We start from the raw sequence: 17,279 nt of genomic DNA on the forward strand, positions 1-17,279 counted from the left end.
ACTTCAGCTATTGTATGTTATTGATCCTTATTTTAGAACATAGCATAATATACTCTATTAATAGACTACCATACATCTTCCCAATTAAAGAATGCATTTGCAACTGCATCAAAGCCTGGTAAACTGCTATCAACAACTGTTACTATTTCTGCCGTTTCATTCCCTCCCGCTTTTGTACCGCGAATAGCTCTGCCTACCATTTGACTATAAAGAACTAAAGAGTCAGTTGGTCTTGTAATTAAAGCACAACTTGTTTTAGGTGCATCAAAACCAGTTGTCAGAATGCCATAGTTGCAAAGCACTAACGGTATCTCCCCATCAGATATAAATCTATCAATAAGCCTTTTCCTTTGGTCTGATGCAGTGCTGCTTGTTATTGAAAAAGCGTTTATCCCTCTTGCTTGTAAGCAAGTAGCAAGTAGGTTTGAATGTTCAACATTCATGGCAAACAAAATTATACGCTTATGCCGTGTAATAAGCTCATCAACCTTTTTTAATATTAGAATATTGCGCTGTTGATCTTCGGAAAGCTTTTTCAAAAATGAATCTGATAATTGAAAATTATTTTTTAAGTACTCAAGATCCTTATCTGAAATTTTGAACCCACTTTGGTAGAATAACGGAACATTCTGTACTTTGGCCAAATATCCTTCTGCTGTTAAATAATCAACAGGATTGGGGTATCCTTCTATTTGTAAAGTTACTTTTTGGCGGTTAAAAAACTTAGAAAGCTCCAAATCTGCATTAGGGTCGTTCCAGGTTCTTCCGGGAGTAGCAGACAAACCAAGCAAGGAAGAATTAAAACTCGTAAGCACATGTAAATTGAGTTTAAATGTTGGCGCAATAGCCATGTGTGCTTCATCCATTACAACTAAAGAGCAGTGACTCGCTAACTTACTTATCTCAGCCACGTCTGTTTTCAGGAGATTGAACACTTTAGTTAAACCACCAACAATAAAAGCATCTTTCAAGTCGCTAATCTTTTCGGAACTGTTACCCCAATATCGTACAACTTTCAGTTCTCGATTACCAAGGTTTTTCCATGCTCTTTCAAATTCCATTGTAGCTTGCTCACAAAGTTCTTCTGTATGTGCAAGCCAGATGACAACGGTTGGCTCATGAATCCGATAATGGTTGCAAATCACATTCATTGCCGTTCGTGTTTTGCCGGAACCTGTGGGCATATGAAGCATCACTTTTTTTCCATCATTGTAAAGCTTGTGGTTCAATTCTCTAATAGCTTTTCTTTGATGTTTGAAAAGCGAATAATTCGCTTCAGCATATTTTACAGGAACAAACTGATATTCATTAGGAATGTCTTCAATAACAATTTCAAAAAATTCTAACAACTTACTCCTGTCATTTTCCGAATTAAACTTAACGGATTTTAACGTCGAATAAACATCGTTTTCAACAGATTTTTTAAGTAAAGAACACAGGTTTTTTGCCTCTGACTCTTTTAAAATATCTATGAGTTCATTCCTGATTTCCCTTTGCTGTAAAAGCTCAATAGGTGAATAAATATTTAGTAACACATTTTGCAAACGACTAATTCTCGTTAAATCAGTATTTAGCGAATTCAGAATTTGAATTGCAGACCGGCCAACTATTTTTTGAATTATTTCTTCATTAAGTCGGGTAACAAAATTCTCAAACTTCAGCATATTTATTCTTTAACATTAAGCGTATTTAATTAAAAAACAACAGTTATATTTTTCATTTGTGCTTTTATAATTTCAATAGCTTCCTTAATTTCTTTTTCCACATTGAACCTACCTAAGGAAAATCTCAGTGAAGCAAAAGCATCATCATCACATAATCCCATAGCAGTAAGAACATGCGAAGGTTCAACAACTAAGGATGTGCAAGCAGAACCATTGGAAACTGCTAAGTTTTTCATTCTACCTATCAAAACATTCGCATCAAATCCTCTGAAACAAATATTGGTCACATTATACATTCGACTTTCACGGCTTCCGTTGACAAATGTTTCTGGGATTTTCAGCAATTCATTTTCTAATTCAGTACGTAAAATAGCAACTCTTTCAGCATCTTGTTTCATCTCCCGTATAGCAATTTCACAAGCTGCTCCCAAAGCAACAATTCCGGGAACATTCAAGGTGCCGCTACGCAAACCATGTTCGTGTCCACCTCCGTGAGTGTACGCCGGCAGTTTGATGTTTTGTCTTACATACAATGCTCCTATTCCTTTTGGTGCATATATTTTATGTCCGCTCAGGCATAGCAAATCTATTCCTAAAGCATCTACCTCCATCTCTATTTTACCGGTTGCCTGGGTTGCATCGGTCATGAATAATGCTCCAGCTTCGTGAGCAAGCAAAGCTATTTCCTTAATAGGTTGTATTACACCAGTTTCGTTGTTTACAAACATTATGGAAACAAGAATGGTATCTGAGCGCAAGGATCCCTTCAATTCATCTAAGTCAATTAGGCCATCTTTTTGCACTGGTAAATAAGTTATTTCATAACCTTTGGTTTCAAGATGTTTACAGGTATCCAAAACAGCTTTGTGTTCGGTTGAAACTGTTATAATGTGTTTACCTTTAGTTGCATAACTTTCTGCAACACCTTTCAGTGCTATATTGATGGCTTCGGTTGAGCCACTTGTAAAAATGATTTCGTTTTCTTCCGCCCCAATTAAATCCGCAACTTGTGTCCTTGCTATTTTTACGGCTTTGTTTACCGTAGTCCCAAATTGATGGGTACTGCTTGGATTGGCAAAGTTTTCTTTCAGAAATGGAAGCATTGTGTCTAACACCCGATAGTCGACAGGGGTGGTAGCGTTGTTATCAAAATATATTGTATAATTAATATCAGACATTTTGAAGTGAAAATTTTTCCAAATACTCTATTCCTTCAGCCAAATTATTTAATACAACTCCTGATGGTTTATTCAGAATTTTGAAATATTTCGCAAACATTGGGTCCTCCTTTGACTTTTCGTCAACCAGAATTATTGTTTTGTTCAATGAATATGCAACTCCCAGTTCAAATGCTAAACCGTATCCAGAAGGATTTGATGCTTCCATGTAGGCAAAAAGAATATCACATTCTTTTACAAAATGAATGTCCCAAGTTGTGTAGAAATCAGAATGCTCTAAACCATGTTCCCTTGGATTAAAAAAAATAAATTGGTCATTAAGCTGTTCAATGACCGTTAATTGCCAGTTACTTTTAAATCCTCCAGATAAAAAAACTTTCGGTTTATAGCTCATTATTTAATTTGATTTGCTGTGAAAATTGAAAATGGAAGCCCCATTGCAATATCATAAAACCTATTTCTAGTTTGATTTAAAAAAAAATAGCATATAATCAGGCATACATAAATCATAATATGAGCTGTGTCTGTTTTAAAGATGTGCAATGGAATTGATTTGAAAATTGAAAATAGCAGTCCCAGAAATCCAACAACAATTGAAGCATTTGCTGTTTGGTTGGATAGCTCAGACCTAAATGTAAAGGTGTAAATTTTCTGGTCACTTTCAGGAGCGAAACTCATTGCAATATTTCTTATCTCTCTTACAGTCGCAGTACTTAAATCATAAGTAGAGCCTTTATTTTGAAGGGATTTTGATATAAATTCCTTAGAAATAGAAAATTCTTTTCGTCTTGCTACATTCGCTTCTATCCTCTTAACATAAGAATATTTTCCAAGAATACTTTCTTTTAACCACCCAAAGCCATAAACTACATAGCCCAAAAGATAAGAGACAACGAGAAAAATAAATGGATACAAATCAGTTGGGCTTGTTCCAAGGGATGGAAATACGAAAAATTCATTATTAACACAGGCAGAAAGTATAATCAGAATATAACTTCCAGGTAATAAATACCCAATAATATCCCAAATAAATTCTTTGAAAGAATCAAAAAAACTTTTTACACTTTCCATATTTTACAGCTTTATATAAAACAACTTGCGCAACCTACCCCTTCAGCCTCTCCTAAGATATCAATAAGATAAGGTGATTGGTTTTGAGATGCTTTTCGTTCCATTCTTTTTAAGTATTCAGTTTTTATTTTTTCCATCCTTTCAGGTTGAATCAGTTCTTCCAGGCTTTCGCCCTGGCTCCAGGTGTAACCATCTTTCTCATATTCCATTGCCTTTTTGTACAGCTCCGGATGTTGCTCGTATAGCCAAACCCATTCAATTTTTTGCTGGAAGAAACAGAAATAGCACCCCGAACGGCTTCTCGCATACTGCCCGGTTTTGCCTTTCACATCAAAGTCAATCATATTGTAGTAAGCAGGCACACCTACACCACTTTCTTTTAGAATCCTAAATATATCGTCCCTCACCAATACATCTTCATTGTCAAGCAATGGAAATGAAGTTTCGTTGGCTAATGGATAATCTGTTGTTTTTAAAAACTCGAAAACTAAATGATTGAACCCTTTTACATCGGTATCAAGTAGCATGTTTAACTTTTGTACTTGTGTAAATGAAGGGTCAATTCTTCTTGAGATGATTTGTAATACTTTATTCTGGAACCTTCCAAAGTCAATATTTTTAGCAAAAGATTCAGTTGCTTCTATGTTTTGATTAGAAAGCATCTTAGCCACTACATCTTCACTCCAAATATTTTTCCGGAAAGGGAAAATAGATTGAATGTTTTTTTTAGTTGAAATATATCCTTCTCTTTCTTCATCGCCGCGAATACCTACATAAGAGATGACAGGGTCAGCACCAACATATTTTTCAAACGGCTCCAATTTTAGTTTCTTGGTACACCAGCGCGAATTTGAAGAAGGAAGAAAACCGCCGTACATTTTCAAAAAATGGTCGAATGGATCTTCAGAGCTGTTTTCGGCAGCTTGTAGCAGCTTTATTTTTATGCCAAGAAATACTTCCAAGTTTTTAATAAGCTGGTATGTTTCGTCTAACTCTTTTCCTGTATCGCAGGAATAGAATTCGATATCTAATAACGGATATTTGGTTTTAATATAGACAGCTAATGCAGCACTGTCCTTGCCGCCCGAGATGCCTAATACATGTCTCACCTTACTCATTGCAATAACTCTTTTAATAGGTTTAAAACGGCTGCTAAGTTAGATGTTTTATCATTGCCAAGCTTCTTCTTCATAGCAGTCTTCAATTGCTCAATTTCTTGACTTTTATTCTTCGGCACTCTTACAATCTTTGGATTGATGGTACTAAAGAATGTGTCAATCTTTACGCCAATTACTTCTTCATTTTTCTCGTCAATATCGGTTTTTGAAATAGTGGTTAAACTATCTAATTCCAATATTATTCCTTTAAACTTCTCATACAATGCCATTTCATCTTCATCGGTAAACATTTCAAGTGTTCTGCCTGTAATAGATTGCGCTATGGAATTTAGCCATGCCTTTTTGTCATCTAATGCTGAGTCAATACGCTGTACAAACGTCTTTTGATTGGCTAAAAGTAAATGCTTTTTAAGTTTGGAAAACCGGCTTTGTAGGTGTTCTTTATATTCTTCAAATTCAACCTTTTTCCCTACAAAATCATTACAAATGAATTCTTCAAATCGTTTTGTTAACTCATCATAAGAGGTTCGTAATTCACGAACAGCATTTTGCAAGTTTGTAGCATAGCTTTGTAATTTCGATTTATCCTTTTGCAACATACCGAGTGAAATGCCTAAAGCATTAGGAAAGGCCTCAAAAAATGTTTCTTCTGGGTCTTTACTCGTAGCTATTGCTTGCCGAACTTTTATTGCAACAGATGAAAGACGTTTGGTTTGTTTAGAGTATTCTGGCAGTTGCTTGTAAAAGACAATAAATGGTTTTATCGTTTCTATAAATGAATTGTTATCAAACTTCAGTTCTGTGGATTGATTAAGAAATGTTCGATAACTATTGAAGATGTCTAATTTCACGCCTTCAATATCGAAAGTTTTAATAGCGTAGTCATTTGGATACTTTGCAATCAATTCAAGATTTTCTTCTGATAGAGAAGGGATGTATATATCTTCATTGAACAAAGCAAAATCGTCACGCTTCAAAAAGAGAAAAGTCGGAATCCAAAAATCAATCAACCCTTGTTTTAATTTAAAAGGTCGTTTGCTCAGCAGTTCCACAAATTCAGACACTCGTTTCTTTTCAGACTTCGCAGTTTCTAAAAATTTCTCTGATGCTTTCCAAAGCTTATTGAAAGAAGAGGTTCTATTGACAGTAACAATGTCAAATGTATTTTCGCGAACCGGTGAAATGCCGTTTCCTTTTAACAAGGATAAATAAATCGTTTTTTCGGGAGGGAATTTTGTTTCCTCAAATCCTAGATTTTCCTCATCCCAATTATTTACTAAGGCTTTGAAATAATTCTTTTTGGCTGTATGAATGGATGATGAAATACGATGTTTGTTGACCAATTCATTTTTAAAAACAGGTGTAGCATCATATACGATGCTACATACTTGTGAAAGTAGTTTGTTGAAATCCCTTTTATCAACAATTTGTTTTTCTTCTCCTTTAAAGAACCATTTTACATCTTTGCTTCCTGTATAAATGTTATCAGCAATGTAATGATTCAGCAATCGTTTTTGTGAATCAGCAATATTTTCCAATTCACGCTTTGCAACCTTGTCCTCTTTATTTTCGTCAATTACTTTTTGGATCTTCTCAATCTCAAATAATAAACTTTTTATCTCGGTAGAGTTTTTGAAAAAGCAATAAATAATAGCTTCTTTTTGAGTCTTTGAGGCTTCCTGTACATCGGCAATTCTCAATTTGCTATTGAACACAAGATTTACAATTCCATCAATCTCTCCTTTGGGAACATCTTTAATAGGGAACTCCGAGATTTTAAACTCAAAGAATCTTGGCGTACCTTTTTCGTATGAATAGAGCTTGGCAAATACAGGTGTAAATTGAAAGTATTTATTCAGCAGGGTTGTTATATCTCCTACTTCCGATATTTTATTTCCGGCTTCAATGAGCGCACTCTGAATATCCAGGTCTGTTCCTTCAAATAAGACGTAACGCTTACTATGTGACCGAAAACGAATAATATTTTTTGCTTCAAGATTTTTAATGATTGAGGTCCCATCTGAAACATCGCAGGCTATGTCAAGATAGTTGACTAAAAAAGATTCATCTAATACAGCGCCGTTTGCAGAAAAGATATTCAGCAATCCAATGGTTTTAACGGCTTTGACATAATCGTTTATAGACGTTTCAAATGTTCGTTCTACATTCTCTATCGACGAACGGATGGAACTCCATGCAGAAAAATCCGGGTTGTACCTAGAAGTAAGAAATGAATAAAAATTGAAGTTCAAATAATCATATACACAACCTAAATTATAAAATGGATTTTCCCGCTTATTAAATTTTGCTAAGCCAGTATGGTCAGTTGATTCGAGGAATGTAAACAATGACCTTTCATTTTGTCCATATCGCTGCAACGAAAGCGTAAGGGTATTTGCCGCAAGAATATCCAGCGGGTATAGTTTAATAGCTATATTATGGAGGAAATCTTTATTGAAATTGAATGCCTTCGTGGAAACCGCTTGTTTTAAACATTTCTCAATGGATGACTTTGGTAGTTTATTTTCAAAGTTGTCAGCAACATACTCTGATGCTAAATAGAGAAGTTGCTCTACAGGTTCGTTAAACGTAATTTCACGGAAACGTCCTTTTACTTTTATCCATTCTTGTTTTTGTGTACTGCTTAATGAATAGGCATATGATTCAAAACTTTGATGAACCGTAGTAATCAGTACAATGTTATATTTGGGATTATTGCAAAACTCAGCTAATTGCTGAATGAAATACAATTCGTTTTCTGGATTATGCTTGCTTGCATATTCTAAGAACTTGCCAAACTCATCTAGCAATAAAAACAAAATACCATTGTTTTTATCCAAAGAATAGTAGCGGTTGAAAATTTCGGATAGAATATTTTCGTGCTTATTTTTATTTGTGTTTACTTCAAATATATCGGCAAACTGCTCTACTATGGAGGTATATGCACCAACAATTTTTATGAAATGGGCCTGGGGTTTAGCAATGAAATTGGGTTCAAAATATCGTTTCTTTCCATTCATACTTTGTTCCAATGCTAAAAGAAAGGAAGATTTTCCAGTTCCATATGTACCCACAATGTTAAATGAACGAATTCCCTTTTTAAAATCGTTCACAATCTGGCTCACAACTTGCCCTGCATTGGGTGTAGGGATATAGTTGAAATCCCTCTCAGTATCTCTGAGGATATTTACCGATGTGGTGAAATTATTGGCCATAATATTTATCTAAAATTGAATATGCGTTTGGTTTGTTCTTAAATTGAAGTTCTTTGATGCCTGCATGGTCAGTGAAGGTGATGCTTTTGTTTTCACTAACAATACTGGAAATTTTGTTCATCAATCCTGAGCGGTTCAATGCAAAGATGGAACCTGGACTATTGGCGTCGAATTCCAAAGAATTTAAGCTGATTGAATTGCCATAGTTAGGATTATCCAAGATTGAAAAGAGCACAATTGCTTCTGGTAAGCTATCTCTTTCGTTATTTTCAATTTGAAATTGTTCGTCCTTACCTTTCCCGATTGCTTTAAGTAGTCCTATTTCTGAAAGAATTCCGGAAAAGCTATCTTCCACATCGTTATTCTCACTGTCATTCTTATACATATTTACAAAAACGGCAAAATCTTTTGCAACAGTATTTTCATTAAAACTTAATCCCGTATTTGAATCCTGAATACGTTTCAGGTAATTTAAAAAAGTTTCTTTCGTGAAGAAAATCTTCTCTTTTCTAAATTCATTAAAGATAATAGTGTAAATAGAAGCCAATTCTGTTTTAACAAGTTGGTAGTGCAATAACCATATACTTGCTTCATCTTCTAGATATGGGTCATAGCCGGTTTTCTCGTCAAACAGCTTCGTTCCAAAGAAAGTAAGGTTGTCTTTACTGTCAATAATGTTGAATGCTTTCATCCAATACCGGATAGCTGAAACCATATTTTTACCAACGCCTAATTCTACCACTGCCGATTCATCATTGAAAGATCTTTTTTCTTGTATATAGTCAAATCCTTTTTTAAGCCAAAGTTGTCGGCATTGAAACGAATCGTGTCCAGAAAACGTATATTTAAGTGTATCTATAGTCAATGTGCTCATTTGTTTTCCTTGTCTTACTTTTTAGCGATTAAACTTATTCTTGTATAATCAAAATTTGTTTACTATTGTAGCCATTTATGTTCATGTGTTGTCAAATCAATCACTATATTTTGATGAAACCAATAGTTTTCGTACATCTACATCAAGAGCTTCAGCAATGTCAAACAACGTTTCTACGGATGGTTGTCTTGCATTATTACACCATTGAGAAATAGTTGCTTGATTTTTGCCAAGTTTGTCTGCTAGCCATTTATTCTTTTTGTTTAACTCGGCTAATACAACCCTGATCCTGTTCATTTCTTTGGAAGTCAAAATATTTTGTGTTTTAGGCAAAAATATGTAATATTAACCTAAATAGTATTACCTTTTATCAACACAATGTTCAAAACCTCTGAAAAGCTTTTGATAAGCACTGCTCCCCAGGTCGGGCTATTCCAAAGGCATGCTTCGCTTCTGTCGCTCTTTCGTCCTGACCAGATCAGCACAAGGAAAGGTTTGGGGGCAAGATTCTCCTTCGTTACGCAAAAAATTCGCTCTGAAAGCATTTATACTTTGGGCAATAAGGCATTTAGTTTTGGGAAAACAAACCCGATATTTCCGTTTTAGGCTACAATAACCATTGATCATAATATCCAATACACAATAACTACTTTAGAAGTATTTTTGAAATATAGTTTTTAATTTCAAGGGGCATCGATATATTCTCATAGAATTTATCAGTGCCATGGATTTTTCGTAATGTAATTATGAACTTATTGAAGTAAATATTTTCCGTTTTTATCGGCCCCAGTAACCCGTATAGTATTGGATCAGAAGAAACAGAAATGGCCTTAGCTGAATTTTGCAAGGAGCTTTGAGAAATGCCTACACTGATCAATGTTTTATATTTTTCATAAATTTTATTCGAATCCAGTGGGCCAGTAAATATGTAATAGATGTTCCAGTTGAATTTTGTATCAGTTTTAAATATAGGTAGATTAAAATAGGATGAATATATATGTTCTGTTTTGTCTACTCCATATTGTTTTATAAACAACTTTAATGTATCCAGGTATGTAGTTTCATTTTGGAGCCTCGCATAGTTTCTTAAAAGGAAAATATAATCAGTTTCAATGCTCTTGTTAGTTTCAGTGATCGCCTGGATAAAGATGTCAGAATTTGAAAGAATAGAAAATTCATAAGCAAATACATTTAGGCATACCAGGTCTATTCCCGGTTTTAAGGCTACCTCTTTAAAAGAATTGAGTAAATATTGTTCGTATTTGCTATACTGGGCAAGTGAGTGCAACTGGTTAATAATTATCTCCTGGTAATCTGGTTTGTATTCTGAACTACCATCATTCATCTTCAAACAATATTCGATCGCTTGTTTGATTAGGTCGGTGGTTTTCTTTGGGCTAATATTTTTTAAGTGCTTCAGGATCTGCAGGAAAAATATAATAGCATCCAACTCTTTCAATTGGATCTGCGTACTAATTATTTCATCTACTATTTCGAAATCCAATTGATTATTATCAATCTTGCAGATTAATAATTCAAGTACGATGGACCAGGAGGAAGATCCGATATAATTTTTTATAAGGTTTGTTAAGTCTTCTTTTTTGGATTTATTATAGATGGAGCTATAAATATAAAATGCCGTGAAATACTCCAGGAATGTTTTGTGTGTGAATTTATTTTCGTGAAATATAGATCTCACTTTTGCAAATTCCAGGAATTCTTTACTCGCTTTTTCTGCAATATTTTCTTCCTGGAATTCACCTTTGTTAAGCAGGTAATTTTTGGTGAACTCTTTTACATTATCGTAATTGACATGGTTTTTTCCCTCGCTTTCGTTTTTAAATAACCAGTAGGCGAGATTGGAAAAAATTGCTATACGATTCCCTACAGCGGTCTTTATTTCCAGTTTTTTCTCTCTTTCATCCCGTTGGTCTACGATTGTATTGGTACAGCTTTCATAAATTTCCAGTTTGCTGGCAGGTATTTCGAGTTGGTTCCTGTAGAGGATGATGATCAATGATAATAGTAGGGGGTTATATTTTATTTCATCATCTACTGAATTTAATTGTTCCAGGCAATTTTTTATTTCAAAATTCCTTTTTGACCGGTTGGTTTCTTCTAAGGTATACCAATTATTTACATAATCCTTTACCTGATCATCGTCGAAATCTAATATTTCGTAGGTGTGATAAATCTTTTCATTCAGCTTTACCTCTTCGTAGGATTCAAACCTTGATGTAACAACTGTCCTGGAATTTTCATATTGCTTTGTGAAAATTTCAATATCATTCCTGATGTCAATTCGTTCATGGACATCAAAGATCTCATCTAGCCCATCGAAAAATACCAATGTCTTGTATTTGCTGAATATTTGAGCCAGATCATCAATTGTAATATCTTCAATTTGGTATTCTTCACTTAAATTTTTTTTCAGGTAAGTTAGAATATTGTAAGACCCACTTTTTTTAGTTTTATTGTATTTGTGTAATTCAATCCGAAAAGGTGTGTAATTAAATATTTCCGCTGACGAAAATACATTGGAGTCTTTTTCAAGTATTTTGCAGATTGCATATTTTATCATGAGCGATTTTCCTGCCCCGGGGTTTCCAATTACTGCAATATGTTTCGATGAGAGGAAAAATTTGTCAAATTCCATTCTCCCTGTTTTTACGCTTTTGCTACGAAGGAGTTTGTAGTACAAGTCGTAGAGTCTCTTGATCTCCTTGAGCTCCTTGATCTCCTTGGGGTGTTTTTTTTTGGACTTAATTATTTTCTTCCTAATAGCAGCTAAATTTTCGTCATCAAAAAGTAGTTCATGGAGATTTTGCCCATAGAGGCCGGAAAGTCGAAAATTAGGGGCTACAAATAGGTCATATAACTCAACCTCTCTCGGTCTTTTGGTAATGGCCAGGCCAAAGAAATTAATTCGGGAAAAATTATTTATGCAGCTCTCCTTATATTTTTCAATAAAATTGCTTAGCCTATTATAGAAAGTTCTATCCTTATTTTCTCCTTTTCCAAATTGGAGGTGTAATTGCTTTTCTACCCTGATCAGCGTTTCCAAGTCATTCTTCTGATTCAATATTACATACATGTCGGTTGCATCAAGGACATTATCCTGGATGCAAAAATCCAGTTTGCCTTGGACTATATTTTCTATTGCTAATTCAGATCTTAAACCAGGTTTTTTCTTTTCTGTGAGTATATATATGTATAATTTATCAATTTTATTTATGTAATCTGAATTGATAAATTTTTCAAGGGTGTTTTTTATTTTTTCAATATTATTAGTGGAGGTTACCTGGAAAGCGACTTTTTTTTCTATGTCAACGAGGTCAATGGCTTTTACATTTTTTTGATCAGTGTAGTTCGCATTTTTTAGATTGTAACCAAAGATGGTATTCAATATTGGTATAATTACATTCTCTGCATGGATATTGATATCATATTCATTGTTTGCATTGGCGGTTTTTACCTGGGCACTAAACGTAGAAAAATAAAAATTAATACTTTCTAATAGCTTTCGTTGGAACATGTCTTTGATTAGCTAATTTTCAAAGTAGTTGCATTTATATACAATTTGTAACATACTTTTTATATTTTATACTGAAATTATATTTATAATAATTGCAGTACCTATTCTTCTACTAAGTATTGTTTAGATATCCTAAAAATCTATTTCCTCCCGGACTTTATCTTTAAAGCTGCAAGTACTCAAACCATGAAAAAATATGCTTTCATCCTAGAGGTAATCAGTATGTTGTTTGTTATCCTCTTTGTGTATACCGCTATTAGTAAATTCCTGGATTTTTCTTTATTCAGTGCCCAGATTGGTATGTCTCCCGTATTGGCCCCCGTTGCAAAATTGATAGCATGGGCTGTTCCACTAGCGGAGATCGCCGATTCCATCATGCTGATGGTGCCAGCCTGGCGATTAAAGGGATTATATTTTGCGTTAGGGTTGATGTTGTCTTTCACAATCTATATCCTATTGATTATGAAGTTGAGCGCACACTTACCTTGTAGTTGTGGTGGTGTAATAGAATTATTGTCCTGGAAGGATCATTTGATTCTGAATTGTGCATATATTTTATTGGCAATAGCCGGCATTTGGCTTTACCGGAAAGGGCATCACATTGCACGCCTTAGTTCCTCCAATTCACATCCATAATATGATTTGAAAACCCTGTCCATATTTTGCCAGGATCCATAACCTGCTGCATTTGCTATGGTCGAAAGTGGAGTCGCCTTTTCTGTCAGTAATTCAAATACCATCATCATTTTTATCATCCTGATGAAGTGATGTATTGGAACGGAGTACAGTTTGAGAAAACCTTCTGTGAGATCTTTCACTGAAAGGTCGAACATCCATGCAAGTTCTGGAATGGTGAAGTTTTTGTAAGGCTTTTGGATCATGAACTTGAACAGCTCGCTGAACTGATCCCTGTGCAATATATCCGTTACAACCAACGGTAGTTGTAAATCCTGCTGTGCGAAGTTGTAGAATAAATTCAGGCAACAACGTAATAAAAATACCTCTGCCGGTATATTGATATGGCGGCAGGAGAGCATACTTTCCAGCAAAAAGTTACAAACTGGGTTAATATGATAGGGAGATTGATTGAGGGGACCAGTTACCCCTTGTGATTGCAAAGCTGCCAAACGAGATAATTTTGGATGTAACAACGCTAATTCCCTAAATTCTTCCGGGATAATATTTATATGACAGGAGAGCAATTTTTGCCCTGCTACCATGGGTACTTTATGCAAATCCGATTCCAGGCTAAAAAGGTTACATTCTCTTTCCTGCAGGGTAAAAGATGAATCCTTGTATAATTCTACCTCCAGGCTTGCATCATACATAAAGTGTAGTGCCCATATGTGATAAGGTGTGTATGGACAAAGCACTATGTCTGTATGTGCATAGACTTCCTGAATCCAAAATGAAAATGGACCTAACTGCTTGTGTTGACTGATGATGTCGCAGGACTCATCGGTTTCAAAAAATACACCAGCATAAGGTAAAATTAATTGAAGATATTCTTCCGGGAGGGCTGTCACCTCGTCGTAAGCGGCTTCTTCTCTTTCTACATAGAAGAGTTTCTCAGTTTTTCCTGCTGAATCAATAAACATAGCAGTAGCATTTTGAAAAATATTCTTTAATGGCGATGATGAACGTTGAGCTTTCTAAATTTGATAATTTCCATGTTAGCTAATATTTTCATTGCATTTTTACTCAAAACGTAACATCTCCTAAAGGAGATCGGTTGGGTTTACCCCATAATAGGCTACTAAATCATTTACCAGTTCATTAGTGGATTGATATCCAGCTACCCGTGAGATCTCTGATAATGGAAAGGAGGATGTTTGTAGTGAGTGCCAGACCATCATCATTTTGATCATATGCATGTAATCGGTTATGGATATGGCAAAGTGTTGCCGAAAGCTTTGTTCCATTTCCTTTTCATCTATATCATACATATAAGCCAGGGAGGCGAGGGAATTTGTCTTGTGAGGATGGTCGGCCAGGTAATTGAAGATATTATGACAGGTATCCGTATGCACCATACTTGCAAACAGGAAGGGCTGTTGCGAATCAGTGTGCTGGGCCGTGAAATTGACTAATATATCTGTGACACAGCGTTGTAAAAAGTATTGAGCGGCAGTACCTCCATAATGGCAAGTCATGAATTTGCAAATCAGCATATCGCAGACTGCATTAATATGGTAAGGGCGGGGATTGATCCGGGAAGACACCCGGGGATGAATGCCATGCATCAATTCCTGGAACTGGGGAAATTTATTGATGAGTTCCGCCATCTTGGTGGGCTGGATATTAACCTGGAATGAAAAGATTTTCTTGTCCGCATTCATCGGTGCCCGTTGCGGCTGACCAGGGAGGAGATAGAAAGCATTACATTCTCTTTCGTCCAGGGTATAGCCGGCTTTAGGTAGGGGTAGACTATCTTCAAACATGAACTGGATGTTGAAAATAGGAGTGGGTGTATATGTTCGTAGCTGGATATTTTCTTTTGAAAAGATATCATGGAGCCATACAGAATATGGACCTAGTGTAAGATGCTGGGAGAGTATATCACATTCCGGATCCTGGCGGAAAAAGGTGCCGGCTCCTGGTATTATAAGCTGGAGAAATTCAGCAGGAATTGCATCAGCAGGTGTATACCTATAAATGGTTCTTTCGAGCGGTAAACTTTTGTTCACGTTATACAATGTGGAATGCATGATTAACTGTAATGGGGTTCTTTTTATACCGGCCCCTGGCTATTTTTACTTCATATGCAATACGCTGTCTTTGTCGAAATAATAATCAAACTGGCCTGTGAACTTTAAGCCTTCCAGGAAAGTAGCAATGGGCTTATTGCGATTCATGGCACCACTAAAGCGGTGGCTGGCGGCAGCTGGGCCATCTGTAACAACGGGAATACCATACCAGCGGGTAATGACTGTGGACAGTGAAGCCAGGGAGGTGTTATTAAATATATAAAGGCCATTGCGCCAGGAAAGCACATAATCTTCATCAAAAGGGGATTCCTGGAGTTTATTGCCCTGTGTATAATTAACTGCATACCCGGGGTGCAGGAGCAGGGAATCCTGCGCTGCTTTTAGCTGGACTGCGCCACTCACCAGGGAGATTTTTACCTGACCACTATCGTAGGTATTGATGTTAAATTCGGTGCCGAGTACTTGTACGGTACTGTTAGGAAGGTGTACGATAAATGGATGAGTAGCATCCCTGGCTACTTTCACGTAGGCCTCTCCCCTGATAGTAACTTCCCGGGTATTGCCCCTGAAGGCAAAGGGAAATACCAATTTGGAGGCGGCATTCAGCTGTATAAAGGTACCATCGGACAATGTGATTGAATAGTCTTTGCCTGCAGGTACGATGAGGGTAGCTTGTTGATCTGTGCTACCCGTATATGATAAAGTCTTTTCCTTGTTATTGAGGGTCAGGTTGCCAAGCTGTACCTGTCGCTGCGCGTTGCCCAGGTTGACCACTTGCCCACCTGGCAACTGCAGCGCAACATTTTTTGGGGACGGAACATGGACAATTTCAGGCTGGCGGGTGCCCTGTATTAATAAAATAGTATAGACACTGACGATAACGAGTATAGCAGCGGCAATACCGATACTGGTACGCAATAAGATCTTTCCTCGTTTTTGCTTCCTGATGCCCGCCCATACTTTTTCAACGGGGAGTGTATCAGCAAGTTTTTCGAGAACGGGGTGTTCGCCGTACTGAGCATATAGGTCATTACGAATGACAAGCGCTTCCGGTTCCTGCGCGAGGAGATTATTGAGGGCAGCACTGTCTTCCGGTGTAATGACCCCTGCTATCTCATCCAACACTAATTGTTCAATATATTCCGGATTTACAGACATATTTCCCTTTAGATCGTATAAAATTTGAAAAAGTACTTATTTGGGTAAGAAATTTCTGATTAAGATAAGCTGTGTTTCAGATTCTTACGAAGCATTTTTAGTGCGCGGTGAATGTGGTTTTTAACGGACTGAACGTTTATATCCATGTCTACGGCTATTTCCCGGAGACTTTTGTCCTGGAGGTAGAGTTGTTCGAAGGCGAGACGGCTGGCAGGCGTGATGCTATTAATGGCATCAGAAAGTTGCTGACCGAGCTCTTTATTTTCCATAGGTATTTTAGTCGTGTGCGTATCTGCAATCCAGTGATATTGTTGCTGGTGGTTTCTCGCAGTGGTAGTTTTACGGATATGGTCTACTACTTTATTACGTACTACCCGTACCAGGTACGGTTTAAGACAGTTGCCGATATCGAGTGTGGATCTTTTTTTCCAGAGCCACATGAAAACTTCCTGTACAATGTCGTTGGCTTCTTCCTCGTTTTGTAAACGGGTAAAGGCCTCCAGGAACAGGCGTTTGCGGTAGCGTTCAAACAGTGTATTGAATGCATCCTCGTTTCCCCCCTGCAGTAACAGAAATAGTTGTTCGTCGTTATAGCTGTTTAGATTTTGCATAACGATAGTTAAATTTCAGCCTTGGTTAGTAATGTTGTCAGGTTGTTGTGTACTCACATGACATATATACGATAACGAAATGAGTGACACAATATATGTCTTTTATTGATTACCTGGTAGTGGTATCCCCCATAATTACACCTACTA

Annotated in this window: 14 protein-coding genes; 1 reads left to right on the top strand and 13 read right to left on the bottom strand. The window is 36.3% G+C overall.

The window, feature by feature from the left end:
- Positions 1-65: 65 nt before the first annotated feature.
- The 9 genes from ABDW16_RS12200 to ABDW16_RS12240 form a co-directional block, all read right to left on the bottom strand.
- Positions 66-1,664 (bottom strand): DEAD/DEAH box helicase, encoded by a 1,599-nt coding sequence (locus ABDW16_RS12200; RefSeq protein WP_343670056.1) that lies wholly within the window; start codon positions 1,662-1,664, stop codon positions 66-68.
- Positions 1,665-1,693: 29 nt separating this feature from the next.
- A complete protein-coding gene (locus ABDW16_RS12205; protein ID WP_343670057.1) occupies positions 1,694-2,842 on the bottom strand; it encodes a cysteine desulfurase family protein in 1,149 nt (382 codons plus the stop codon).
- Positions 2,835-3,236, bottom strand: a complete 402-nt coding sequence (locus tag ABDW16_RS12210; protein ID WP_343670059.1) for a nucleoside 2-deoxyribosyltransferase domain-containing protein — start codon at positions 3,234-3,236, stop codon at positions 2,835-2,837. Before ABDW16_RS12210 ends, ABDW16_RS12205 begins: the two co-directional genes overlap by 8 nt.
- Positions 3,236-3,913 carry a hypothetical protein gene (locus ABDW16_RS12215; RefSeq protein ID WP_343670060.1) on the bottom strand — a complete coding sequence of 226 codons (678 nt, stop codon included), beginning with the start codon at positions 3,911-3,913 and terminating at the stop codon, positions 3,236-3,238. Before ABDW16_RS12215 ends, ABDW16_RS12210 begins: the two co-directional genes overlap by 1 nt.
- Positions 3,914-3,924: 11 nt before the next feature.
- Entirely contained in the window at positions 3,925-5,031 is a 1,107-nt protein-coding gene (locus ABDW16_RS12220) for a phosphoadenosine phosphosulfate reductase family protein (RefSeq protein WP_343670061.1), read from the bottom strand.
- On the bottom strand, positions 5,028-8,246 hold the full coding sequence (locus tag ABDW16_RS12225) for a hypothetical protein (RefSeq protein ID WP_343670062.1): 3,219 nt from the start codon (positions 8,244-8,246) through the stop codon (positions 5,028-5,030). The genes ABDW16_RS12220 and ABDW16_RS12225 overlap by 4 nt, the downstream gene beginning before the upstream one ends.
- On the bottom strand, positions 8,236-9,120 hold the full coding sequence (locus tag ABDW16_RS12230) for a DUF4007 family protein (RefSeq protein WP_343670063.1): 885 nt from the start codon (positions 9,118-9,120) through the stop codon (positions 8,236-8,238). Before ABDW16_RS12230 ends, ABDW16_RS12225 begins: the two co-directional genes overlap by 11 nt.
- Positions 9,121-9,216: 96 nt before the next feature.
- Entirely contained in the window at positions 9,217-9,453 is a 237-nt protein-coding gene (locus tag ABDW16_RS12235; RefSeq protein ID WP_343670065.1) for a helix-turn-helix transcriptional regulator, read from the bottom strand.
- Positions 9,454-9,766: 313 nt separating this feature from the next.
- Entirely contained in the window at positions 9,767-12,655 is a 2,889-nt protein-coding gene (locus tag ABDW16_RS12240; RefSeq protein WP_343670066.1) for an SMEK domain-containing protein, read from the bottom strand.
- 186 nt (positions 12,656-12,841) lie between these two features.
- Here ABDW16_RS12240 and ABDW16_RS12245 point away from each other — a divergent pair, with 186 nt between their 5' ends.
- Positions 12,842-13,291: a MauE/DoxX family redox-associated membrane protein gene (locus tag ABDW16_RS12245; RefSeq protein ID WP_343670068.1), complete on the top strand. Its 450-nt coding sequence runs from the start codon at positions 12,842-12,844 to the stop codon at positions 13,289-13,291.
- Here ABDW16_RS12245 and ABDW16_RS12250 read toward each other — a convergent pair.
- The 4 genes from ABDW16_RS12250 to ABDW16_RS12265 all read right to left on the bottom strand — a co-directional run bounded on the left by ABDW16_RS12250 (position 13,252) and on the right by ABDW16_RS12265 (position 17,132).
- Positions 13,252-14,253, bottom strand: a complete 1,002-nt coding sequence (locus ABDW16_RS12250; protein ID WP_343670069.1) for an AraC family transcriptional regulator — start codon at positions 14,251-14,253, stop codon at positions 13,252-13,254. The genes ABDW16_RS12245 and ABDW16_RS12250 overlap by 40 nt on opposite strands.
- 120 nt (positions 14,254-14,373) lie before the next feature.
- Positions 14,374-15,363: a hypothetical protein gene (locus ABDW16_RS12255; RefSeq protein ID WP_343670070.1), complete on the bottom strand. Its 990-nt coding sequence runs from the start codon at positions 15,361-15,363 to the stop codon at positions 14,374-14,376.
- 45 nt (positions 15,364-15,408) lie between these two features.
- Positions 15,409-16,521, bottom strand: a complete 1,113-nt coding sequence (locus tag ABDW16_RS12260) for a FecR domain-containing protein (RefSeq protein WP_343670071.1) — start codon at positions 16,519-16,521, stop codon at positions 15,409-15,411.
- A gap of 59 nt (positions 16,522-16,580) precedes the next feature.
- Positions 16,581-17,132, bottom strand: a complete 552-nt coding sequence (locus ABDW16_RS12265; protein WP_343670072.1) for an RNA polymerase sigma-70 factor — start codon at positions 17,130-17,132, stop codon at positions 16,581-16,583.
- Between the last annotated feature and the right edge of the window lie 147 nt (positions 17,133-17,279).

Origin of the sequence: Chitinophaga sp. (assembly GCF_039596135.1) — a bacterium.
Taxonomy (GTDB): domain Bacteria; phylum Bacteroidota; class Bacteroidia; order Chitinophagales; family Chitinophagaceae; genus Chitinophaga.

Excerpts from the sequence above, each read along its gene's own strand:
- ABDW16_RS12250 (WP_343670069.1), bottom strand. The coding sequence starts at position 14,253 with ATGTTTATTGATTCAGCAGGAAAAACTGAGAAACTCTTCTATGTAGAA.
- ABDW16_RS12240 (WP_343670066.1), bottom strand. The coding sequence starts at position 12,655 with ATGTTCCAACGAAAGCTATTAGAAAGTATTAATTTTTATTTTTCTACG.
- ABDW16_RS12265 (WP_343670072.1), bottom strand. The coding sequence starts at position 17,132 with ATGCAAAATCTAAACAGCTATAACGACGAACAACTATTTCTGTTACTG.
- ABDW16_RS12220 (WP_343670061.1), bottom strand. The coding sequence starts at position 5,031 with ATGAGTAAGGTGAGACATGTATTAGGCATCTCGGGCGGCAAGGACAGT.
- ABDW16_RS12255 (WP_343670070.1), bottom strand. The coding sequence starts at position 15,363 with ATGCATTCCACATTGTATAACGTGAACAAAAGTTTACCGCTCGAAAGA.
- ABDW16_RS12245 (WP_343670068.1), top strand. The coding sequence starts at position 12,842 with ATGAAAAAATATGCTTTCATCCTAGAGGTAATCAGTATGTTGTTTGTT.
- ABDW16_RS12215 (WP_343670060.1), bottom strand. The coding sequence starts at position 3,913 with ATGGAAAGTGTAAAAAGTTTTTTTGATTCTTTCAAAGAATTTATTTGG.
- ABDW16_RS12230 (WP_343670063.1), bottom strand. The coding sequence starts at position 9,120 with ATGAGCACATTGACTATAGATACACTTAAATATACGTTTTCTGGACAC.
- ABDW16_RS12260 (WP_343670071.1), bottom strand. The coding sequence starts at position 16,521 with ATGTCTGTAAATCCGGAATATATTGAACAATTAGTGTTGGATGAGATA.
- ABDW16_RS12210 (WP_343670059.1), bottom strand. The coding sequence starts at position 3,236 with ATGAGCTATAAACCGAAAGTTTTTTTATCTGGAGGATTTAAAAGTAAC.
- ABDW16_RS12205 (WP_343670057.1), bottom strand. The coding sequence starts at position 2,842 with ATGTCTGATATTAATTATACAATATATTTTGATAACAACGCTACCACC.
- ABDW16_RS12225 (WP_343670062.1), bottom strand. The coding sequence starts at position 8,246 with ATGGCCAATAATTTCACCACATCGGTAAATATCCTCAGAGATACTGAG.
- ABDW16_RS12200 (WP_343670056.1), bottom strand. The coding sequence starts at position 1,664 with ATGCTGAAGTTTGAGAATTTTGTTACCCGACTTAATGAAGAAATAATT.